Below are 22799 nucleotides of genomic sequence, written 5' to 3'. Positions count from 1 at the left end.
GTGTGATGCTGAGGTTTAGGGCTATTCAATCAAAGAATAAATCTACTCTGAACAGGGAAGTTCACGCTGCTGAATTTATTCCTTATTCTTGCTATTGGAATAGCACAACCTTGATGACAAAAGAAAATTGGTTGGTTAAGGTTATAAAATTAAGTGGTTTTGCATTTGAAACTGCCGATGACGAGGATTTAGTCATACAGAACAACATCAGGAATCAGATGCTAAGAAGCATTTCATCTCCGGCATTTAGTTTGTATTTTCATACTATCAGACGTAAGAAAAATATTTTTTCTGATGAATTTGCAAGTCAAGGTTTGCCGAATTTTTTCGCTAATCACGTAAATCTAAAATGGAGAGAAAAACACGCAACAAGGCAATCATTTATTAATGACCTATACATTACGATTATCCGTAGAGCGGACACAAAAGGAGTAGAATTTTTGTCACATCTACTAAAAAAATTCGGACATGTAACTTCAAAACATGCTTGGGAAAGTGATATACGTGCCACGTATGAAGATTTAGAGGAAACGACAAATCGTGTAGTGACAAGCCTTAGAAATTATTCGCCTAAAATTCTTGGAGTAAAAGAAACTCCAGATGGTTTGTTCTGCGAAATAATGGAGTTTCTATCTAGAATCGTAAATTGTGGATTCGTTACAAATACGCTTTTTCCGCTAAGAACTGAAATATCAAGGTACTTACCAGTACATAGGTTATTCTTTGGCCGTAAGATGATACAGGTTGTGACTCATAATGAGAGTAAATATGCTGGAATAATTAGTATCAAAGAATATGGAAATCATACTTCTGCAGGAATGCTTGATTCGTTTTTACAACTTCCTTACGAGTTTATAATTACGCAATCTTTTCAATTTATAAACAGGCAAATGGCGATTGGAAAAATGCAGATACAGCAAAATCGAATGATACAGTCTGCAGATAAAGCTATTTCTCAAATAGCAGAAATTTCTCAAGCGCTTGATGACGCAATGAGTGGTAAGATTGCGTTTGGTCAACATCACCTGACTATTTTATGTATAGAAAAAAGTCCTAAATCATTGGATAACGCTCTGTCGTTGGTAGAATCAGAGCTTTCTAATTGCGGTGTTTACCCTATACGTGAGAGAGTTAACCTTGAACCAGCATTTTGGGCGCAAATTCCTGGTAATTTCGATTATATAGTGAGAAAAGCTACAATAAGTAGTCTTAATTTGGCTGGATTTGCATCTCAACATAATTATCCTACTGGTAATAAATTCAATAACCACTGGGGAGATGCCGTTACAGTTTTTGACACGACATCTGGTACTCCATTTTTTTTCAACTTTCATATAAGGGATGTTGGACACACTATGATAATTGGCCCAACTGGTGCTGGTAAAACTGTTTTAATGAATTTCCTGTGTGCCCAAGCGATGAAGTTTTCTCCAAGGATATTCTTTTTTGATAAAGATCGCGGTGCAGAGATTTTCTTAAGAGCACTTAGTGGTATCTATACTGTAATAGAACCAAGAACTAAAACAAATTTTAATCCTTTACAACTTGATGATACCTCTGATAATAGAACATTTTTAATGGAGTGGATAAAGTCTTTAATTTCGGTATATAATGATAAATTTACTTCAGAAGATATTGCACGAATTAATGATGCAATTGAAGGAAATTTTAAATTAAGAAAAGAAGACAGATTCTTGAGAAACCTCGTACCGTTTTTAGGGCTTGCAGGTCCTGATACTCTAGCTGGGGCAATATCTATGTGGCATGATAATGGTTCTCATGCTGCAATATTTGACAATAAAGAAGATTTGCTAGATTTTTCACGAGCAAGAGTATTTGGTTTTGAGATGGCTAGCTTGCTCAAAGATCCTGTTGCTCTTGGACCGGTCTTGATTTATTTATTTCATAGGATTAGTATATCTCTTGATGGCACTCCATCTATTATCGTTCTTGATGAGGCATGGGCGTTAATAGATAATCCAGTTTTTGCACCCAAGATAAAAGACTGGTTGAAGGTACTGAGAAAACTAAATGCTTTTGTGATTTTTGCTACTCAGAGTGTTGAGGATGCAAGTAAAAGTACTATTAGCGATACGCTTGTACAACAAACAGCGACACAGATTTTTTTACCAAATCTGAAAGCTACTAGTGTCTATCGGGATGTTTTTATGTTAACTGAACGTGAATATATATTAATTAAGCACACAGATCCGAGTACTAGATTCTTTTTGGTGAAACAAGGAGTCAATGCTGTAGTAGCTAGAATAGACTTAAAAGGCCTGGATGATATAATCAACGTATTATCCGGACGTGCAGAAAGTGTTCTATTGTTACACGATATATTAAATGAAGTTGGGGACAACCCAAAAGTATGGTTGCCTATATTTTATCAGAAGGTAAAAAATGTTTAAGACTAAGCTGTCATTGCTATTAATTGCGATATTTTTACTAAATATAGACTTTTTACTCTCATATCCAGTGCTTGCAGATGGAGTAAGTGGTACTGACAAGACAGAATTTGTTAGCAGATTTAATTCCACTGGCAGTTTTAGTCGTGCCTCTAATCCTGATTGTGGAGCGTTTAAAACAGCTGCAGCACTTGCTGGAATAGCGATTGCTGTTGGCGCAATATTTACTGGCATTGTTTTGATCGTTTCTTCTGCTGGTTTGTTTACCGCTCTTGTTATTGTTGGAATGATAGCTGCAATTGTTGGAGTCTGGAAAGCGATAGGAGGGCTTGTTGTTTGTGAACATAGTTTTGTTAAACACCCAGTTGCACGTGATCATGATGGAAAATACAAAAATTTTAAATTAGAAGACACAGGTTATAGTGGCTGCACCAATGAAAATTACCGAACAGAAGAGGAATATTTTTCTTGTTTGCAAAATAAAGCTCGGGAAGACGTGAACAAAAAAGATTATGACGGGAAAAGAGCAGAAAAAGAAGCCTTAAATTCTAACGTTCAGGAGAGTACAGAGAGTTATTACTGGCCAAAAAATGGTGTGCAATACAGTGAATATATAGAAGTATGTCATCGAAACCCTTTAACTTTTGGTAATCTTTTTAATAAGGTAGACTTTAATTCCAGAGGAAAACCTGGATACATAGACTTTGATGTCAGGGAGAAAGACACTGGATACGTAGATGGGTCATGGTCCTCGAAGGTTGATGGTGGTCTGGAATGTAGAGTTCTCAAAGCAGGACAGAGCGAACCCATACATGGAGCTACATTCAAAGCAGTGAGAAAAACGGGCAGATTATGTGTGGAGTTAGCCAGTGTTAGCATGCTTGGTATCGAAATGACTCCTTGGCCGCAAGGGGTTGATATGGGGTGCACGGAATTGCCACCTGACCCACTTGCTCCTATGTGTGAAAAATCTGTGATGATATTCAAAAATAAAGATGGTACAGGAGAGGAAAAAGTTCCTATTGGTAATAATGATGACTATAAAACTATTATCAGATCTAAAGAAAAAAGACTCAACGGACAAGGGGGGAAAATTTTTGTAGGTTATGATAATGCTGGCTGTTTTAGCTCGTATGTTTCTGAAGCTTGTTATAACCAGGCAGGGAGTAAATCATTAGCTCCTATTCCCGTAACTTCTATGATAGTGCAATGCATTAAGGAATCGTTAGATAATTTAGTTGCAGGTAAAGGTGCACCAAATGGTGAGAGTTTTATATCTGTAGCACAGAAAAGGCTGAAAAACACTGTAACTGCTGTTTTAGTTTTAGCTTTAATACTGTTCTCTATAAAAGCCATGTCTGGTGGAGTTCAGAGGCCTCAAGAAATGTATATGTTGATCATAAAATTCGCTTTAGTGATTTACTTCACAACAGGCAGTACCATGTCTCATTATTATGGAGAATTAACTCGTCTCTCAAATGGTTTGTCAGAGATAGTGCTAAAAGCATCATCTGAAAGTAAAGGCATATGTAATTATAAAGCAGGTACAGATTATGAATATACTCGTGCAGGAAAGAGGGTATCTTACAGTTATCTTGCACCTTGGGATAGGCTTGATTGTAGAATTTTATTTTATTTAGGTGCCCCTTTAGATGGAATTGGTGGCAAAATTGGTACTGGAGGTGTTGCAACGTTAGCAGTCTTGCTTGGTGCTGCTCCTGTCTTATTAGTTGCAGGTTCGGTAATCGGTATTATTTTTGCTGGTGGACAAATTTTAGTAGCTCTTGTCTGTATATTTATGGCCGTTCTGATGATGATGGTTATTTTGTGGCTGTGCTATGTATTTATTTTATCTCTAGTTGCTTTAAGTGTAATCATCATTTTATCACCTTTGTTCATTCCTATGGTTTTATTCCAACACACCAAAGGATATTTTGAAGGCTGGGTGAAAGAGTTGATTACCTATAGCTTATACCCGGTTATCCTTTTTGCGTTTTTGTCCTTTATGTTCATAGCATGTGATAAAATCTATTTTAAAAATTTAAATTTTGAACTGGACGAGTCATATAAAAATGAACAACCGGACAAGTCATATGAAAAGAAACAAGCAGAAATCTCATATAGTAAGAAAAAACAGTGGTTTAAATTGAAAGATGGGGAATGTGATAAAAATGAAACTACTCTTGCATGTATGATGCAAAATTATAGCTTTAAAAAGAGCAGCATACTTGGTCTATTCGACTTTACATACATGGAGTTTGGCAGCTCTCTCATCGGAGAATTATTAAAATTGTGTTTAGTATTATTCCTCTTTTACCACTTTTTAAACATTCTTCCTGGCATGGCTGCTGAACTTGCTGGTAACCATAGAGCAGCACTTGGCTCAGGTCAGACACCTGGACAAATAGTGGGCAAAGCTTTATCTGCTGCCAAAGCTGCTGCTGGGGGTGTTGCTGGTGCTGCTGCTAAGAAGTTGAGTGGTGGAGACAAGAGTAAATCTCGAGGTTCTGGTTCTAGTAGCTCCGAGAGTGTTAACAAAAGCACTGAATGAGTTGGATTTATGCTAAAATTTTTGCTGATAATACCGTTTTTTTTTCTGTCAGGCTGCGGGGAACATCACTGTATTAAGCCAGAAAATTTATCAGGTTTGCGTGAAAAACTAGATATAGTGTCAACAGAGCAGAAATGGGTTGATTCTGGTGTTAATATCTCAGATAGAATAAGAGTAACAGAGATTGATATAGTGCCTAGTAAGGTTAATTTTTGTCCTAAGCAGTATGCAGATTTTGCAATTGGGCCTGGGAGAAATGACGTTGCATTACCATTTGCACTTAAAAAAGGCGATACGATAAGCTTTAGTGTGATTGGAAGTAAAGTGTGTAAAGATAAAGAGAGTGAGACAAAAATCAGGTATTTGAAAATCGACGAAAAGTGTAGCGAGCAAGAAACGGAACATTTTGCACATGTTTTAAATCAAGAGAAATGCCAAGGTGGCAAGGATGGGATATGTCCTAATAAATATATAATAGGCGATGCGCAATGGTTGAGTGGAAGAGAGTACTGGTTTTCGAAGTTAGATCAAGATGAAAGAAAAAAGGAAATTGAAAATATTATTAACTCTATAAAACAAGGAGAGAATATAGATTGCAGTAAGCTTTCAGAGAGCAGTGCAAGTAAGATAGATACGCACATTTTAAATTCACTCTGTAGACGTATATGTAAATTTTCTTCTGGTCGTAGAGGCGAGGATTGCGTGTATATTGAATATAATAATATAGAAATTGAGCTATTCAATGCTTTAAATTCTAGTGGTGAATCTGTTGTTGCTGAAATTATTAGTAACGTATTAAAGGGAAAACAGGTAAAAACTGACATTACATTTCTAAAAGTTGGTATGGATAATGAAACTCTTGAACACATTCCAGGTGGTGGTTTATGTACTAGTTGTGATCATAAGATGGAGAATGACCATCAAATACCAAGTTTAACTTTTAGTCTATGTAGCAGAAATGACAAGAGCTGCTACAATACAAATGACAAAGGCGGGTTCAACATAAGAGTAACGAAGAACCATAGTCTGGAAAATAGCTTGTATATAAGTGTTTCCGATAAATTCCCTGAGCATAAGCCTGGTGAAAATCAAGCGGATATATCTGTAGATATCAGCAAAGTTCATGACATGGAAAACTTGAAAGGAAAATTAAAAGACAAAACAGGCACCATATATTACGGAATAAGAGACCATGGCTGCGATTACAAAAATGAAGGTCAATTTAGTATTAACCTAACAACTAAAGAGCCACCTACAAAAACTTTTAGTGCAATATATAATTTCTTTGATGAAAAAGTGAAAACTGCATTTTTCGGCTCTAATTATAAAGACCCTAACGCAATTCACTCTGATACTAGTCCTGTAAAGTCTCTTTACGAAAATTTTATAAAATCAAGCAGAACAAATACCATTAGATCTACTATAATATCACTATTAGTACTATATATAATCTTATATACTCTTTATTACTTTTTTGGATTAACTCATATTTCTATATATGAGTTTTTAATTATATGCGTAAAGATAGGAATCATCGCCCAGCTATTGCAGGATAATAGCTGGGACTTTTTTTATAACAACGCATTCTCTATATTTATTAACACTCCAAAACAACTAATAGAAATAGCAAATTTTAGAGGCACTACTTCAAATGTTTTTGAGTTTCTTGATTTGCCGCTCAATAGGTTCTTGTCATCGCATTCAGTATTGTTAATAGTATCTCTTATATTTTCTGGCCCTTTGGGCATTGTATCTTTTTGCTTGGTGATTTGGGGTTTAATCACAGTGAGCTTATCTATTTTTAATGCCTTATTTTCTTTTATTACATCTATAGCAATAGTTGCGTTATTGCTTTCTTTAGCACCTATTTTTATTATTTGTCTTTTATTTGCGTATACTAGGCAGATGTTTCACAACTGGGTTAAAAATTTAGCAAGATTTGCGATTCATCCAGTAGTGCTTTTAATTTTTATATCACTGATAAGCCAGGTTATGGATTATATTGTGTATTCAGTATTTGATTTTGAGGTCTGCTCTACATGTATACTTAATATTAACTTAAAGATTTTTAACCCTTGTATTTTTTATGGTTATGCTTCCAAATATACACCTAATATTACCGCTATGATGGCTTTTGTTATTTTGGGACACGCTATGAAAGCTTTAGTTGAAGCTTCTTCGACAATATCTGACTCGTTGTTTGGTGCTTATGTAGCAAGCGAACCTGGAAGACAGTATCAACAAAGCTTAATGGGAACAGTAGGGTTAGATGAACAAAGCGTTCAAAGAAGAGAAAGAGGAGGTGCTTCTCAACAGTCAGGTACGTCAAGACCTCAAATACCACAAGGGACTCAAAGGTCAACGCCTCAGATACCACCACCAGGAAGACAGCAATGATAAGTAAAAGATCACTATTGTTGATACTGTGTCTTGCAATCACTGGTTGTAACATGGATTGTGTCGAACCTGGGTTGCAGAGCAGAAACACTAGTGTTAACGTGGATGTTCCAGTTCATAAAGCTGGTGAAGAAGTTAAAATTCATTGGGTTGATTCTGGTCAAGTAATTAGTAAGGGTGAGGAAATCAAATTCACCCTCGATGGATCAGTAAATTTTTGCCCTTTTAAAGAAGACAAAAATCCAAGGAAAGTACTTGTGCCAGCTAGCTTTTGTGCTGATGGCTCAGAACCAAATTATAGTAAAGCTGCAAATATTAACGATGTGCCTAATAATTATGGCGTTGATGAAAAAGGCGTAAATAAAAACGAATTGTGCGGTGGTAAAGGATTTGGCAGCAATAGACGTTATGTAGACACTGGAATTAAAGTAAATCCTGGTGATAAGTTAAGCTTTAGCTTAGTTCCCAGAAAAATAACAATTGATTATGACAATCCAGGAGGGAAAGGTGTCAGCTTTGATGACAATTGTTATAGAGCTGAAGAAGGAGGTGAAAAAGTGTCAGAAAGTGAAATATTGAATGTTAGCAAGCAAGAGGGAGAGGAATTTTTTTGTGAGGGCAAGGATGGAAAGAGAAATAAAATAAAATTTTTACCTCTTGATAAAACAAAAGCAAAGGAAAGCAAAGTGCTAGTTGGCAATGGGTACACTCCATATGATAATAAGGTACATTTTAATAAAGGTTATGTTAAAAACAACGAACCATGGATACATGGCTCGCTGTTCGATTTACGCCGAGCTAAAATAGGATTGAATGAGTTATGTGATGGAAAAAACTGTAGTTTGGATGAGAAAAAAAAGTACAGTTCTTATGAGCTTAATTGTTACTATCAGAATATATGCTATACTAGAAAAGGTATATGGAGCTATGATTCAGGTCGAGCAGGAGAACGGAACTGTGTCTCCTCTATAAGGTATAAGAAGTACGATAAAGGAAATAAATGTGATATGTATTCTTATCTAGAAAAAATGGAAGGGAATGTTAAAGCAGGTAGTTTTACTGAAGATGATAAATCTTGGGCTGAGGCTCTTGTTGCAAAAATTGGTGATCTTGGTGATCAAGATACTGATAAAGGTATGCAATGTCTTCCAGATAATGAAGTAGGTGCAAGAAAGGATAATGTGTGTTCGCAAATTAGTGACAATTTCGAGGATTTTTCTCTGAAATTAAATAGTGACTATGCAGTAAATGACAATGTAAAATATGGTAGTAGTGTGATGCTTGCTATAGCAGATTATGGTTACTATGGAGCTAATAGGGGCGGGTACCATGTTAAAGTGACTAGATCGTGTGAATATATCAATGGTGAAAAACTGTATGTGTATTTGGGTGATAACCCGCCAGGGGATCCATCTGCTCCAAAGACTAATGATTTCAAAAAAGTAGAGCACTTAGATAAAACAAAGGATAAGGTATATTATATAATAGATGGAGGTCTTTTAACAGATGAATGCAAAGACAAAAAACCTATAACAGATGAATGCAAACCTAAGAAGATATATTTCGGCATCAATGTAAGCAACGTAGAGAAAGATGACATTACGGACAAAAATGGCAAATATTACGAAAACAATAAGTATAGTGTAACTTTATTTGTCAAAAGAAAAATTAATGATTTTATTTCATCGAATGTAAACGGGGTATTTAAATTTATAAAAGAAGAAGTAATTGGGGACAGCGTTAAAGATTCATACAAAGGATATGCAAGAGGTCTTCTTCAGGGGGTAAGAGCTTTACTTACTCTATACGTTATATTTACTGTCATTGGCTATATGCTTGGAACAATACAGCTAAGTAAATTTGATTTCATTGTAAGAATGTTCAAGATAGCATTTATAGCTTTTGCCTTTAGCGATAGAAGCTGGGAACTTTTTGGTACAACTTTATCCAGACTTTTTATAGATGGTAGCACTTATTTGGTTGATAGCTTTTCTGGCTATATAGGGGAAGGGGGGAGAAAATTTGCATTCTTAGACTTGACAGCAGGAGTATTATTCACAGCAGAAACTTGGTTAAAGTTTTTATCATTGATGCTCTCTGGTCCTTTTGGCTTTATTGCATTTTTGGCAATACTCTACGCTACTTTTATGTTCTTAAAATGCATTATTAGCGCTACGTTTAAATATGTAATATCTACTGTTCTAGTGGCGTTTTTACTGTCATTAACACCTTTATTTATCGTATTTATTCTATTTCAAAAGACTAAACCCTTGTTTGATAATTGGATAAAAACGTTGGCTCATGTTTCATTAGAACCAGTCATTTTATTTTCATTTTTATCTCTTTTAAATCAGTTGATGTATTCAGTTTTATATAACCTCACAAATTTTTCTGCATGCTATCAATGTTTAATTAGCGTAAATTTCTTATCGTATGATCTGTGCTTGATGAAATCAATACTGCCTCTTGGATACAGTCCTGGCACTAGCGTTGATGTTGCACTCAGTACCGGAGAAAGGGCTGGTGGACACTTTGCAGCATTACCTATAGACCTAATCCAGGCGTTTATATACCTCATTATTGCCGGTGCAATGGAAGCTTTTGTTTCTATATCGGAAACTATGGTACAAACACTATTTAGCTCTGGTTATGGAGTTACTGGCGGTGTTGGTACAGTTGCTAAGAGCGCATCGCAAGCTATGCTGTCAACCGTTGGCCTTGATGATAAGACCCAAAGTATGATACAGAGTATCAAGCAGAAAATGAGTAAAGATCGGGGAAAAATTGAGGCTAAATTACCTAACACGCCAAAGCAACCAGACAAAAAAGAAGATTCTAAAGGAAGTTCTGATAAAACAACGAGTGATAGACCTAAAACATTAAAACAATCAGATCAGCAAAAAAATTCTGATGAAACAATAAGAAGTGATCCTAGTGCTAAAGCTAAAAACAAGGAAGAAAATGGAGAGGAGTAAGATATAAATGATATTATGGAGTAACTAATTAAAAAGATATTTTAAGTAAAGTTTTAGAAATTTATTCTGTATTTGGAAAAAGTTTAGATATGCAATCACGTTTAGGCAAATGTTGGTTTAGGGTATTACTTCTTGCAGCTTATGTGCTGATCACAGGTTGTAGTAAAAACGATATGCCTTTTCCAAGGTGTATATCTGCTGACTATTTTGGTCCTAAACCTATTGCAGTAAGCGCTCATTTTTCAAGCGACCACGATGCGTTTATTCCAGGAGATGGAGAAGTTATTGATCCTGAAACTGGCGAAATTAATTATGGTTTTCACCATAACCAAGTGGTGAAGTGGGAGGATACCGGACTCGAAACCAATGGAGATAGTTTAAAAGTGCGAGTTAATGGTGCATGGACATCTTGGAGTAATAATAACAAGAAGGAATCTAAAAAAGGCAGTTATACCTTACAAAGCTTGGAGCAGTTAAAATATGCAACTAAATTTGAAGGTAAACAAAGTGATAATAGTTTACCTAATTTTCACTTAGTTTGTAATGATTATAAACCTAGCATACAAAAATTTTCAAGTAAGCCTAATGCAAGTTGCACTGTAAATTGCAAGTGCATTAATGGAGATGATAGTGCAAATACAGTATCACGTGGTGCTCCATGTTGGTTTACCAACGGTCATGGTGCTTATCTTTTGTTTCAAACGGGGAAAGATGATCCTAACGAAAATCTAAAGTTAATGCGCGATCCTCAATATCCTACTGTACATCTAGGTTATAACTCCACAGCAGAGGGCGACAATGGATTTTTTACTTTAGACAGAGATAACACTAAATTAAAGGACAGAAATTGTAATGAGTTGAAGTTAAAAAAGGGATGGAAAATATATGTAAAAATATTAGATAGATATTACTTAGATAATGTAGGTGGCTACTCTTTTGAGTTCTTAAGTGGAGTGCAGCAGCTAAGTAGTTTTGGGTTTTTTGATTACATTTATAACTATCTAAAATGTGTATTATTGATTAACGAAAATTGCAAAGAACATTTTAATAGCAATGATCCTGCAGTTGCACAAGCTATGTTCGAAAATATAGCTGAAAAAAGTACGAGCTTTCACAATTTTGTTCTTTCCTTGCTTGTTCTATTTGTAATGATTTCATCGCTTCTTTATCTTTTTGGCATGATACGAGAAACTAAGCATGATATGCTCATCAGAATGATGAAAATCACTCTAGTAATAGTGCTTATATCTCCTGGAAGTTTTAGATTTTTCTATGATCATTTTCTTGTTTTATTCGTTAAAGGTCTTGAACAATTGATAAGTGTAATTACTAACTTTGCTCCCAACATGAACACCGGAAGTATTGCTCAAGGAGATGAAGCTAAGTTGTTTAGCTTCATGGAGGACATGTTCAATAAATTTTTTGCTTATTCTGTTTGGAAAAAGTTTGCAGCGTTTTTACATTACCAAATGTGGGCAAGCCTTCTTATGATACCGGCAATTTTCATAGGGATTGTACTATACTTCTTGTTGTGCTTGTATGCTTACATAATATTTCTCTCTGGCTTTATGGGTATAGCTTTTCTTATAGCTATCATGCCACTGTTTCTAATTTCTATTTTATTTTCACCGCTGAAAAGTCTATTTGAAGGTTGGATAAAATTCTGCATCAGTTTTTTTTTACAATCGATTATGATATTTACTCTCTTGTCATTGTTGGCTTCAATGATAATGAACACCTTTTATAGACAACTAGGTTTTACTGTATGCTACAATAAATGGTTCGAGGTAAAGTTATGTGCTCCAAAATGGGTGTTTGGCGGTTTTTGTATCGTTGATAAGCAGTACTTTGGTTGGACCCCAGGGCAAATTTTTGTACCTTACACTCTTGGAGAAGCTTCTTCTCTTAACATAGATAAAAGTATAGAAGGTATAGAAAAGATAAGCAGAGAAGGTGGTACAATAAAATTTACTGGTGGTGCTGGATATATCCCGCTTCCACCAGATTACCCTAAAGATAAAAATGGTGAACATATAAAAGGGTTTCGTTATATAGATTATCCTTTCTTTAATCCAATTCCTGGAACTAAAGATAATCCAGCAGACCACTATATTGCAGAAAGTGATATGGTAGTTAGTAATGGCTGTAGTGAAAAAGATCTAGTGCGCTTAACAAATAGTTTATCTCATGCATCAGAGAGGGCTGACATTATATTACTGATCAACAATATAGAGAAAAGGATAGGTGATGTTAGTGAAATAATAAAACGCTACTGTCAAGATATAAATAAATGCAATAGTTATAGGGAAATAATTAATGAAATAAGATCTTTAGTGCGGAGTGCGGTAGAAAAACAAGGTTGTAGAATACTGAAACTTCATGATTTATATAAGGATCCCAACAGTGAATACTGTCAGAAATGTAAAGATTGTGAGGATTGCAAAAATTATCAAGAAAATAGCGATTACCAAAGGGTGCAAGACATACAGAGAGGTTATTTAATCAATGCAGGGGGAATCTTTATACTATTCTTGCTTTCATTTTTAATGTTCTCCTTACGCACGTTCGTACAACAAATGGGCTCAAGTATCGCTGGTGGTGGATTCAGCGTTTACAATATATCTAGTATGTATCAGGCATCGCCTTTGACTGGCATAATGGAAGGATTCAAACAGCAGTGGCAAAATTTTGCTGGTAGAGGACTTGAGTCTTTAGGCAGTTGGGCTACTCATTTACCGGATAGATTAGCCGGAGGTGCAGCTAATCTGCTGGGGAGAGTACCAAGAGTTGGAGGAGTGCTGAAATACGCTATTGATGTGCCACGTAAATTTGTAGGTGCTACTATTGAAGCAACGAAGTTTGCAACATCGCCTGAAAATGATGTTGATAAGCTCGAGGAAAAAATTTACAGGGCATTTGGAGTTGATAAGGAAGATATTACACACAGAAGGATCGGTAAATATTTAGATTATTATAAAGGATACGTAGGATCACATTTGGGCTATACAATAGAAGATGCTATGAAGTTTACTTGGGAGCATGGTCTTGACTCTATAGGAAAGCATGGCTATGATCATAACCTACTCTATAGAGCAAAAGAATATAGGCGAGATTTCTTAGAGAAGCTTCATGATTACACTATCGGCCGTAAGAGAGAACCAGAAAAAGATAATCCTGATCAATCAAATAAGGTAGAACGAGAGTTAGGCACGGAACTAGTAAGAGATAACCATGATCAGCCACTAGAAGAAGGCGACCCTCTTCGACTACGAGGGGGAGGTCAGCCAGATAAGGTAGTACGAGAACTAAGCACAGAACAAGAAGACAAGCCTAATCAACTACAGCATGATCAGCCAACAGAAGAAGATAAGCCTGATCAATCAAATGAAGTGACACGAAATTTAGGCACGGAACCAAAAGGTTCAGATGAAATTGATGATTTTGGATCTGCTTTTGAAGGTATGGAAAAACGTGCTGAAAGAGAAGGCAGAAGAAATCAAGATAAAGTTTACAACCTCTCACCACTTTTTGAAATGAACACTCCAGAAGCTGTAGAAAAACGTGCTGAAAGAGCTAGAAGAAAAGAAGAAAGAGATCGAAAAGACGAAGTTTATAATCTTAAGCCTTTATTTAAAGAACCAAAAAATCCAGAAGAGTACGTTAAGGCACTTTTTGAAATGAATACCCAGGAAGCTATAAAAAAACGTGCTGAAAGAGAGGAAAAAAGAAATCGAGAAGACAGTAAAAGGAAATTACCGGAACCAATGAGGAAACCAGATGCAAAAGGAGATGAGAAGAGGATTGAAGATGAAGACTAATAAAAATTTCAAAGGCCTTGATTATTATAAATTGCAGCAAGACAAAGATGGCAACATAAAGTTAAATGACTACGACGACATTTTAAATGCGCGTAGGGCAAGGGTAGACTTGTTGCGGGATAACACATCACTTGACAAGGATGTCAATTTTGCTAAATTGAATAAAGCTTTGAGTGAGAAATTTGTAGATAATCATAGTTTATTGTCTGAATTTGATAAGGAAGACAAAGAGATTGTACAAGAAAGGATTAAGGTGTTTAGTATTTTAGAAAGTCTTGAAGACCTTAAAAGCGTGAAAAGTGAAGATCTGTTAGAGGTTAGCTTACTGCTGTCAGATCTTAGCTTCATAGAGAGAAATGTTGTACTAAATACCGATCAGAATTCTGATCTAGCAGGATTTAAAAACCTATTTATTGAAAAAAAAGCATCTGGTGAAGAGTATAGTGAAGAAGAATGTAGAGGCTTTCTTGATAATATAGATAAAATCAATACTATAATTAAGTTAGAGTTAGAAAGCAGAATTGAAGGGCTAAATCATGATGAAAAAAATGATCATGATGATTTACAAGATGAGATTGGTCAAGCAATTAATGCAGCAGGCAAATCAGAAAAAGATAACTGATGAGTCTTGTGTTTGTGTTTTTCTTACAAGCGACTCGATAGCTTCTCTCTATTAAACTGCTAAAGCCATATTGACATTAATCATATAGTATAAATAATTAATTATTTTGGAGCTTATTTAATATGCTACGCATCATTGCAGGCAAATATCGCGGAAGAAAAATAACTACAGGTAAGCATTTAGCTGCACGACCAACTATGAGTATTGTTCGAGAAGCAATATTTAGTATACTTTCCTCAAGAAAACCTATTTATAACTTGAATGTACTTGATTTGTTCTGCGGAAGTGGCTCTTTTTCATTTGAAGCGCTTTCTCGCGGCGCTAAACATGCATTCATGGTGGATTCAGATTATTACAATTTGCAACTGCCTAAAAAAACAGCAGAAGATTTTGGAATTACGGACAATGTTACGCTAATTTGCTGCAGTGCTAACTGCTTACCAAAACCTATTTCAAAATGCGACATAGTTTTTATAGACCCACCTTACAATAGCAATCTAGTTGAATCAACGTTGAATGGACTAGCTAACTCAGGCTGGTTAAGTGATGATGCATTGATAATTCTAGAGATTAGGAAAAACGAAGGTTTTGAGTGCAATAAAGACTTTAGTATAATCTTGGAACGTATTTACGGTATAGCAAGAATAATTTTTCTTTCTCTATCAACTTAAACTTGCATATACTTTTCATTGATGAGTTCCAGTTCTATTTTCGTCAAGTTTCCGGAGAAATTACTTATTCTGTACTGCCCTAGATCAAAATTTTTATTAAATTCAGAGTCTATTAAATATTCATGTGCTTCTTCAATAAATTTATTTTCTTTTTCTTCGTAACTGGTGTATTTTGTTGTACCATTATTATCCTCACAATAAACTAAATGTTCTTTATGATCAGCATGAATATTTTTATTTTCACAAACCTTTTCAGGATCGTGCTCAAGTACTTTTCTACCAACAATCAATAGCTTATAAGAAATTTCCTATGATTCCTTTTAAGCGAGTTTTGAATTTTTGAAATGTCATGACATTGTTGATACGGTTATCAAGAAACGATAAAGTATCCACAAAATCTTCTGAATAATCATTGATAAAAAAAAGTATCGTACTTAAGTACACTCCAGCTAATATTGCTCTTTTTGTATAGTAGTTAAAATCTGTTGATTGGTCATGAATGCCATACCAAATCGCACTAATAGTTCTGTATAAAAGTTTACTAGAAAAATATGTATTTTTTGGTGATACGGAGAATGATAAAACATTTTTTAAAAATTCTCTATAATTCGGTAGCTTAGCATAGTTTGAAAGGTGTATTTGAATAGCTAACTTTACTCGCTCTCGCACTTTCATATCTTCTAAATTAGAATTTCTTAATTCAGCTTCCATTGAGCTATTTAAGTCCTCTGCTATGTGCTCCAAAGCGCTATATATTCCATTCTGAAATTTGCAAAAGCTATTAGCTAGATTAAGGTCAGTGCACACCTTTAATAGGGTTTCATCGCTTATCCCTTCAAATGGAATAACCCTAATTAGCTTATCTATTATTAACTTTTGTTCCACGCAACATCATACTAAACAGCATGTGTGATTGTACCTGAGATTTTCAAACATTCTACAAAATGCTTCACCACGTTCCTCGAAATTTTTCCATTGATCAAAAGAAGCACACGCGGGAGAAAGTAATATTGTTACTTCTTCTGCGCTATTTAAGGCCTCTTCAAAAGCCAATCTGAATGCATCTTCTAGATTGCAACATTTAACATAATCTACTTTATTCTCCATAACATTTGCAAAAGCTTCGGTTGATTCTCCAATAAGAAAAGCTTTTCTAACCCTTGTAAAATGCTTGCTTAATGATTCTATTCCACCTTTTTTGCTTCTTCCACCAGCGATCCAATTTATGTTTTCATAAGATAAGATCGCCTTTTCGCTCGATTTTGCATTAGTTGCTTTGCTATCGTTCACGAAAAACACATTTCTTATTTTGCCAAGCAGTTCATTCCTATGCCTCAGTCCTGAAAAGGACTTGATTCCATTGATAATAGTGTTGCTATCTACTCCAAGTACCTTACATACGGCATATGTGGCTGCTATGTTTTCTGCGTTGGATATTAGGTTTATTTTCACGTCGCTTACTGATAAGCTATGATTCTCTAGTTTTAACGAGATCTTCTGGATCCCAGTGCCCCTTTTGTCATCCAAGTAGCTGACACTGGGATCCAGATAATTTCGATCTATACCAGTAATCTGTTCACTATAATCAAGCAAATTGTTACCTGCCAATGATATTAGATCTCTTGCACCACCCTCTGTCATCTGAGTAGTTGGCAATGGTTTTTCTTTTCTGGATTCCAGCGTCACGCACTGGAATGACATCGGGGAATATGTTACTGAGATTGGAATTTTGTCTCCAGTGAATTTGTTGAATATATCAGCAGTAATCTCATTGTCACATCCTATTACGGCAACCTCACTACCGTTTATCAGTTTTAATTTAGTTGCTATGTAGTTCTCCATACTTCCATGCCTATCTATGTGATCTGGTGTAATATTGAGCAGTGCTGAAATGTCCACGTTAATTTCATTCATCAACTCCAATTGAAAAGAGGAGAGTTCGATTACATAAATTTCTGCATCTCTTTCTAGATCCAAAACAGGAACGCCTAAATTTCCACCAATAGCTACTTTTTTCCCTGCAGATTTTAATATGTGCCCTATTAGTGATGTAGTGGTTGATTTACCATTTGTTCCTGTGACGCCTATTACCTTCTGGTTCGTAGTTTTAGCTTCAAGAAATAGCTCAATGTCTGATTTTATTTTGCAATCAAATCTCCTTGCAAGTTTTACTATCCAATGTGGCTCTGTTGGCACTCCAGGGCTTAAAACCAATGCACTGATCTCATGCCAATTGTATTCCTTGGGATGAATAAAATTACATTTTTTATACATCATTTTTGCATTTGCTATTTGCTCTTCATGATCATCCCATGCATATATTCTTGCACCACTCTTTGTTAGAGCGTTAATGGCGGATAAACCAGTTTTACCAAGACCAAAAACCGCGACGTTTTGATTTTTGTATTTGTTTAGTTGCACTGCTAGATAACTTATGCGAACCATTTTATAAAGATATCGTACAAATTACAACAGACTTCTTTCGTAGGTTACAACTGTCATTCAATAGAAACAAAAAACTTACTTGACAAACTCCGCCAGCGCTCTTATCATGAAACTGAAGCTATTGTATTTGCTTTCGCCAATCTGCAGATTAAAAGGTAAGGATTACTTAATGTATCGGCGTCTTATGTTCAATTTTTTGCAGTATATAGATACTGTATGTCTTTACAAAACTTCATCTACATCTAGATTTTTATCTAAATAAGCTGAACGCGCTTATAAAGCGTTACAAGACATCAAAAAATGCCAATACTCGACAGAGATAGTAAAAGACTAGCTAACTCGGGGATTCTTTGTCTTTTTTTCTACTTAGTAAATTTCTTAAACATTTGCAGCGTAGGTTAGTTGCAATTAAAAGCAACTGAATTTCGCTTGTCAAGCGTTTAAAACATAAAAAACGCCAATATTTTAAAGCGGATAATAACCACGGGGCTTCTTTTGCCTTTTTTTTCGCTTAGTAAATTTCTTAACGTTTGTAGCTAAACAACAACCGTCATCCCGCTACTTGTTAGCGGGATCTCTTGTTAGCGGCTGAGATACCGCTAATGAATCGCGGTATGACGGTTCGTGGCGGTATAGCAGTTCGTCATCCCGCTACGTGTTAGCGGGATCTAGAGATACCGCGGCGGTATGACGTAGAGCTCGCGTTAGCTATACTTTTATGCTTACTAACTTAATAAAATTCCTGGATCCCAGTGTCTGGGCACTGGGATGACAAGAAGAAGGCACTAGGATGACAAGAAGAGGGCACTGCCGTCTTGGATGGAAACCAGTGTCAGCTACTTGCATAACACCCTTTTTTCTGGAAACCAGTGTCGGCTACTTGGATAACAAAAAATAGGCACTGGAATTGTAAAGAGTTTGCAAATATTAGTTATTACCTGTAGGATATAGAGAAATTAGTAAGGATTTTAATAGGAATAATATGCCATCTGTTACTTTTATTTTACCTGATGGGAGTAAGAAAAGCTATGAAGCTGCAGAGGGAGAAACTCTGCTCAATTTAGCCCACAGAAGTGATCCAGATCTGCTTGAAGGTGCATGTGAAGGTTCTCTTGCTTGCTCTACATGCCATGTAATTGTTGATCCAAAGTTTTATAATGCTGTAGAAATACATAACCCTATATCTGATGAGGAAAATGATATGTTAGACCTAGCTTTCGGCTTAACAGAGACATCAAGACTTGGGTGCCAAATAAAAATCACAAAAGATATCGACGGCTTGTGTGTAACCATACCAAGGGGTACAAGAAATATATCATTGGATAAACAGGGGAGTGATTAGCTATGCGTAAGATTTTTATCTATATTATCATCTCTTTACTTTTGTTTATTCCTGTAGCGTATAGTGGTTTTTGGTATTTTTCTGCATGTAAGGTAAAAAATCTTTTAGCTGAAACAATACTATACATTAACGACGAAAAATTTGATATTTCACATGATTTTAGTGGATTTCCTTCTAACCTAATTTTTCGTGTGACAAACCCAAAATTTTCCAATGAGCAATTAACCATCTCATCTGATGCTTTATTGATAAAAAATAGATTGTTTGATAAATCAGTATATATCTACATACCAAGCAATGAAGTCAATATTGCTGTTCATGGTGATGAGAAAAAGAATATAAAATGCCACACAAACGATAGCAGCCACTTTGTTGTTAGACTAAACGATTTACCATCTTCATTGCGATTCAACAAAAATAGTACCGTGATAGACTATATAGATACACTTCGTTACGAAGATTATGGATTAAAATGTGATGTTTTAGAAAATCAGCAAAGTGTTATAACTGAAGTGAATGATAAAAGCAATTACATTCAATTTCACCTCGATAAAGAACTGAGTGGAAATGCTAAGCTAGGATTTGATTTGTATACTTATCGGTATAAAAATACTGCAAGTCCTGAAAGTTACCTTAGTATCGACATTAAATTTGATTATGAATTTGTAAACGACATCTCGGCTTCCAGAATTAATTTCAATATAGAGAAATTTTTGATTCAAAGTAATAATTTTTCTTTTGCTGCAGATGGTGGGGTAAACAATTACAACTTAGTTACATATTCATTTAAAGACAAAATCAACGTGGCTATATCAAATTATAAAGAATTAATCTCGTTTATGATTGGTGACTCAAAAACTTCAGATGCGTTCGAAAAATTAGTACCTTCCTTATCAGAAAAAACAACTGATAATGGCATTCAATTTTCAATAAAGTACGATGATGATGTAGGGTCAAGCTTTATTGGAAAGTTATCCATCACTGATTTTATGAACCAACTCAGTAAAATAATCCAATTAACCAAGAATGAGAATAGTAATTAGCTTACTTTTCATATTGATATTCCACTCAGGCGTAAACGCTTTTACTCTGGATAATAAACTCAGAGATAAAAGCATGGAAAAACGAGCAACCAGTTTATTTGAAATAATAAGGTGTCCAATATGTTCTGGCGAATCATTGTCTGAATCTGGATCTCAGATCGCGTATGATATGCGGGAAGCAATTCGTAAAAAAATCAATGATGGATACACTGATGAAGAGATAATCTCAGAGTTAAAAAATTCTTACGGCAATTCAATTATAATCGTACCACCTAGCACTTACATTTTGTGGTTTATTCCACTTACAACTCTGCTTATTGGGTGTTTTTTAATACAAAGATACATCAATACAACCACTTAAACCTTTTATATATAGCTAAAGTGACTTAGGTTCTCTAATTGCACATAAGTCAACAATAATTTTCACACAAATCAAAACAGCATATCTTCTCCATAATCCTTGGTAATTTTACATAAGTTAAAAGTAGCATATGGTTCTCTCCGCGGTCTGAGATGACAATAAATTTGTCAAGCCGCATTATACTTGTTAGGCGGAAGTGGACGGCAACATGTTTACCACGAAGTCTAACTAAGTTCTTGCTTGTCCCTTCCATCGGCATTGCTATCTTTATTTTCAATAAAATTATTGTCCTATGCTCTTTTGATGTTTATTGATAATAAAATTCTGTTTTATCAACCAACATCCTATGCATAATTACAGCTAATTTTCTTGCTACTGCTACAATTGCTTTTTTCATTCCTTTTTTCTTCGCAACTCCAGTTTTTTAATTTAAATGTCCTCTTGGTAACTGTAAGCATTGTTTGTGCAGCTTCATATAACATACTTCTACATTCCGCTGGTCCCATCTTTGATATGCTGCCATGCCGATCAACTTTTCCAGAAGAATATTGCCTTGGTGTCAACCCTATATACCCCAGTTGCGGATTAGCCAACGAAGTAAAGCTTAGAAATGCAGCGGCTGCATGGAATATGAAACAAGCGTAGAAAAAATGTGTACCAAAAAATTTATCGGTGATCTGTGGCGAGTATGCTCAATCTCAAATTTGTTTTTCAGAGAGCCAAAAACTGTCTCAATAATCGATCTTTTTCTTAACAAAATCTTCTCATTTAGCACCATTAATGAGTTTTTCATACCCTTTTTATACTGGTTACAAGCTTTAACCCTCTATCGAATAATTCGTGAAAAAGATCTTTTTTGATATATCCTTTATCTCTAAACAATAATCCAGTCAATTTCTGAGTTAAATTTGGCACAGGTATCAACGTTGCCTTTTGTCACCGTAACCCCTTGAATTTCGCCAGTTTCGTTGATTACTAGATGTACCGAAAAACCACCCATAAGTAGTCTTTCCAATCTTTGCCAACCCTTTGAAAACTTTGTTTCTCGAGGTCCTTTTTGGATGGCAAACAGCGATAGATTATGTACGAAATCCCTGTCACTTTTGACTGTTCGCAAAACCATTGCATTAAGAGCGCTAAATACCATAAAACCTGCGATTTTAGCCTGATAAACCTACTATAGGATGGCAATTTTGGAAACGCTGATTCGTATAATAATTTCAAATAATGCACATAGAAAATTTTAAAATTGTCGCACTTGATATAGCAATATTATGGTAAAAATCTCTGAATGCGTAATCTCTGGCGTCCTGGTTGGTTTTTTGCCACTTGGTAGAAGTTTTTCTGCAAAATTTTCATCGACTGTATTGCAAAAATCATCGACTATACAAAAGATTTCTGTTACTTTCTCTTTCATTGGTAACCTCCTATTTTAGGAATGAATATCAAATACCTCGGAGTTTACCCTATTTCCTTACCTTTTCTATTTTTTCTAATTTACAACTGGGGTTAGCAGTGCTGTGAGAATGGTTGAAAGCGCAAAAGAAAACCTCTCGGAAGTTAAAAATATACTGGTCGATGCAGGTTATACAGGAGAAAATTTTGCAACTCAAATAAAAACGATTATTGGAGCAACTGTAGAAGTAATAAAACGAAGTGAATTACATTCCTTTGCTGTATTGCCACAAAGATGGGTTGTAGAGCGATCTTTCGCTTGGTTAGAAAAATGCAGACGATTGTGGAAAAATTGCGAGCGAAAACTTAACACTAGCCTACAAATGGTCGTTCTTTACTTCATTTCTCTTCTATTGAGAAGATTTTAAACAGGTTCTAAATCTTTATTTTAAAAATGTCATATTGACCACCGGTACCTGAAAATACTATTCCAATTGATCAGAGCTATCCATTTCCTTAATTTTTGTAACGTTGTCATAGGAGTACTATAATTTAGTATCAACTATGTTTTATTGTTTTTGCATCTAAAAAAATTTAGCTTATTCAAGCAGCATTTTGCCTTTTTTGGGATGTAGGGATTTTTTAGGAATTGTCTTCTTGAATTCTATGGTATTTTGTTTAACATTGAAACAAGATTCCAGTGTCAGCTACTTGCATGACATTGTTGGTTAATGTTTTATGGCTTTACGATAGCTATACAACTTATCTTAA

At 35.2% G+C, this 22799-nt stretch carries 17 protein-coding genes and 3 pseudogenes; 11 read left to right on the top strand and 9 right to left on the bottom strand.

From position 1 onward, the window contains the following. Positions 1-5: 5 nt before the first annotated feature. The 7 genes from L0Z58_RS04215 (at position 6) to rsmD (ending at position 15442) form a co-directional block, all read left to right on the top strand. Positions 6-2411 carry a VirB4 family type IV secretion/conjugal transfer ATPase gene (locus tag L0Z58_RS04215; protein ID WP_010962886.1) on the top strand — a complete coding sequence of 802 codons (2406 nt, stop codon included), beginning with the start codon at positions 6-8 and terminating at the stop codon, positions 2409-2411. After that, entirely contained in the window at positions 2404-4959 is a 2556-nt protein-coding gene (locus L0Z58_RS04210; protein WP_010962885.1) for a TrbL/VirB6 family protein, read from the top strand. The genes L0Z58_RS04215 and L0Z58_RS04210 overlap by 8 nt, the downstream gene beginning before the upstream one ends. Before the next feature lie 9 nt (positions 4960-4968). Next, a complete protein-coding gene (locus tag L0Z58_RS04205; protein WP_010962884.1) occupies positions 4969-7356 on the top strand; it encodes a TrbL/VirB6 family protein in 2388 nt (795 codons plus the stop codon). After that, positions 7353-10331, top strand: coding sequence for a TrbL/VirB6 family protein (locus L0Z58_RS04200; protein ID WP_010962883.1), 2979 nt, complete (start codon positions 7353-7355; stop codon positions 10329-10331). Before L0Z58_RS04205 ends, L0Z58_RS04200 begins: the two co-directional genes overlap by 4 nt. Before the next feature lie 89 nt (positions 10332-10420). Continuing rightward, positions 10421-14149, top strand: coding sequence for a TrbL/VirB6 family protein (locus L0Z58_RS04195; protein WP_010962882.1), 3729 nt, complete (start codon positions 10421-10423; stop codon positions 14147-14149). Beyond that, positions 14139-14771: a WD_0853 family protein gene (locus tag L0Z58_RS04190; protein WP_010082417.1), complete on the top strand. Its 633-nt coding sequence runs from the start codon at positions 14139-14141 to the stop codon at positions 14769-14771. Before L0Z58_RS04195 ends, L0Z58_RS04190 begins: the two co-directional genes overlap by 11 nt. A 122-nt stretch (positions 14772-14893) precedes the next feature. Then, positions 14894-15442 (top strand): 16S rRNA (guanine(966)-N(2))-methyltransferase RsmD, encoded by a 549-nt coding sequence (gene rsmD / locus L0Z58_RS04185; protein ID WP_010082416.1) that lies wholly within the window; start codon positions 14894-14896, stop codon positions 15440-15442. Here rsmD and L0Z58_RS04180 read toward each other — a convergent pair. The 4 genes and pseudogenes from L0Z58_RS04180 to L0Z58_RS04165 all read right to left on the bottom strand — a co-directional run. Continuing rightward, positions 15439-15714: pseudogene (locus L0Z58_RS04180) on the bottom strand (hypothetical protein); the annotation flags it as partial. The gene rsmD and the pseudogene L0Z58_RS04180 sit on opposite strands and share 4 nt — an antisense overlap. Positions 15715-15736: 22 nt before the next feature. Beyond that, positions 15737-16327 carry a COQ9 family protein gene (locus L0Z58_RS04175; RefSeq protein WP_010962881.1) on the bottom strand — a complete coding sequence of 197 codons (591 nt, stop codon included), beginning with the start codon at positions 16325-16327 and terminating at the stop codon, positions 15737-15739. A 6-nt stretch (positions 16328-16333) separates the two neighbouring features. Continuing rightward, the gene (locus L0Z58_RS04170) at positions 16334-17887 is read right to left on the bottom strand and encodes a Mur ligase family protein (protein WP_022626364.1); all 1554 of its coding nucleotides are present in this window, start codon (positions 17885-17887) and stop codon (positions 16334-16336) included. A 708-nt stretch (positions 17888-18595) separates the two neighbouring features. Further along, on the bottom strand, positions 18596-18733 hold the full coding sequence (locus L0Z58_RS04165; protein ID WP_010962879.1) for a hypothetical protein: 138 nt from the start codon (positions 18731-18733) through the stop codon (positions 18596-18598). 136 nt (positions 18734-18869) lie between these two features. Here L0Z58_RS04165 and L0Z58_RS04160 point away from each other — a divergent pair, with 136 nt between their 5' ends. The 3 genes from L0Z58_RS04160 to L0Z58_RS04150 are packed head-to-tail and all read left to right on the top strand — an operon-like array spanning position 18870 to position 20633. After that, positions 18870-19229 carry a ferredoxin family 2Fe-2S iron-sulfur cluster binding protein gene (locus L0Z58_RS04160; RefSeq protein WP_010082412.1) on the top strand — a complete coding sequence of 120 codons (360 nt, stop codon included), beginning with the start codon at positions 18870-18872 and terminating at the stop codon, positions 19227-19229. 2 nt (positions 19230-19231) lie between these two features. Beyond that, the gene (locus L0Z58_RS04155; RefSeq protein ID WP_010962877.1) at positions 19232-20272 is read left to right on the top strand and encodes a hypothetical protein; all 1041 of its coding nucleotides are present in this window, start codon (positions 19232-19234) and stop codon (positions 20270-20272) included. Further along, entirely contained in the window at positions 20256-20633 is a 378-nt protein-coding gene (locus L0Z58_RS04150; protein WP_010962876.1) for a cytochrome c-type biogenesis protein, read from the top strand. The genes L0Z58_RS04155 and L0Z58_RS04150 overlap by 17 nt, the downstream gene beginning before the upstream one ends. Before the next feature lie 344 nt (positions 20634-20977). Here the strand turns inward: L0Z58_RS04150 and L0Z58_RS04145 are convergent, their stop codons facing one another. The 5 genes and pseudogenes from L0Z58_RS04145 to L0Z58_RS06800 form a co-directional block, all read right to left on the bottom strand. Next, complete coding sequence (locus L0Z58_RS04145) at positions 20978-21226, bottom strand: IS110 family transposase (RefSeq protein ID WP_022626363.1); 249 nt, start codon at positions 21224-21226, stop codon at positions 20978-20980. Between the two features lie 11 nt (positions 21227-21237). Continuing rightward, positions 21238-21390, bottom strand: coding sequence for a transposase (locus L0Z58_RS07070; protein ID WP_369408987.1), 153 nt, complete (start codon positions 21388-21390; stop codon positions 21238-21240). Beyond that, positions 21367-21548: pseudogene (locus tag L0Z58_RS07065) on the bottom strand (transposase); the annotation flags it as partial. The pseudogene L0Z58_RS07065 and the gene L0Z58_RS07070, both read right to left, overlap by 24 nt. Further along, on the bottom strand, positions 21508-21750 hold the full coding sequence (locus tag L0Z58_RS07060) for a hypothetical protein (RefSeq protein ID WP_454897178.1): 243 nt from the start codon (positions 21748-21750) through the stop codon (positions 21508-21510). The gene L0Z58_RS07060 and the pseudogene L0Z58_RS07065, both read right to left, overlap by 41 nt. 126 nt (positions 21751-21876) lie before the next feature. Beyond that, positions 21877-22050, bottom strand: coding sequence for a hypothetical protein (locus tag L0Z58_RS06800; RefSeq protein ID WP_010082315.1), 174 nt, complete (start codon positions 22048-22050; stop codon positions 21877-21879). Between the two features lie 85 nt (positions 22051-22135). Here L0Z58_RS06800 and L0Z58_RS04135 point away from each other — a divergent pair. After that, positions 22136-22456: pseudogene (locus L0Z58_RS04135) on the top strand (transposase); the annotation flags it as partial. Positions 22457-22799 lie beyond the last annotated feature (343 nt).

It is taken from the genome of Wolbachia endosymbiont of Aedes aegypti (genome assembly GCF_021496215.1).
GTDB classification, from domain to species: Bacteria; Pseudomonadota; Alphaproteobacteria; order Rickettsiales; family Anaplasmataceae; genus Wolbachia; species Wolbachia pipientis.
Note: the sequence above shows the minus strand (reverse complement) of the source record. Positions and strands in the feature narration are given on the sequence as shown.

Bases quoted from the DNA above. Each gene is read 5' to 3' on its own strand.
- L0Z58_RS04215 (WP_010962886.1), top strand. From the start codon at position 6: ATGCTGAGGTTTAGGGCTATTCAATCAAAGAATAAATCTACTCTGAAC.
- L0Z58_RS04210 (WP_010962885.1), top strand. From the start codon at position 2,404: ATGTTTAAGACTAAGCTGTCATTGCTATTAATTGCGATATTTTTACTA.
- L0Z58_RS04205 (WP_010962884.1), top strand. From the start codon at position 4,969: ATGCTAAAATTTTTGCTGATAATACCGTTTTTTTTTCTGTCAGGCTGC.
- L0Z58_RS04200 (WP_010962883.1), top strand. From the start codon at position 7,353: ATGATAAGTAAAAGATCACTATTGTTGATACTGTGTCTTGCAATCACT.
- L0Z58_RS04195 (WP_010962882.1), top strand. From the start codon at position 10,421: ATGCAATCACGTTTAGGCAAATGTTGGTTTAGGGTATTACTTCTTGCA.
- L0Z58_RS04190 (WP_010082417.1), top strand. From the start codon at position 14,139: ATGAAGACTAATAAAAATTTCAAAGGCCTTGATTATTATAAATTGCAG.
- rsmD (WP_010082416.1), top strand. From the start codon at position 14,894: ATGCTACGCATCATTGCAGGCAAATATCGCGGAAGAAAAATAACTACA.
- L0Z58_RS04170 (WP_022626364.1), bottom strand. From the start codon at position 17,887: ATGGTTCGCATAAGTTATCTAGCAGTGCAACTAAACAAATACAAAAAT.
- L0Z58_RS04165 (WP_010962879.1), bottom strand. From the start codon at position 18,733: ATGCAAGTAGCTGACACTGGTTTCCATCCAAGACGGCAGTGCCCTCTT.
- L0Z58_RS04160 (WP_010082412.1), top strand. From the start codon at position 18,870: ATGCCATCTGTTACTTTTATTTTACCTGATGGGAGTAAGAAAAGCTAT.
- L0Z58_RS04155 (WP_010962877.1), top strand. From the start codon at position 19,232: ATGCGTAAGATTTTTATCTATATTATCATCTCTTTACTTTTGTTTATT.
- L0Z58_RS04150 (WP_010962876.1), top strand. From the start codon at position 20,256: ATGAGAATAGTAATTAGCTTACTTTTCATATTGATATTCCACTCAGGC.
- L0Z58_RS06800 (WP_010082315.1), bottom strand. From the start codon at position 22,050: ATGAAAGAGAAAGTAACAGAAATCTTTTGTATAGTCGATGATTTTTGC.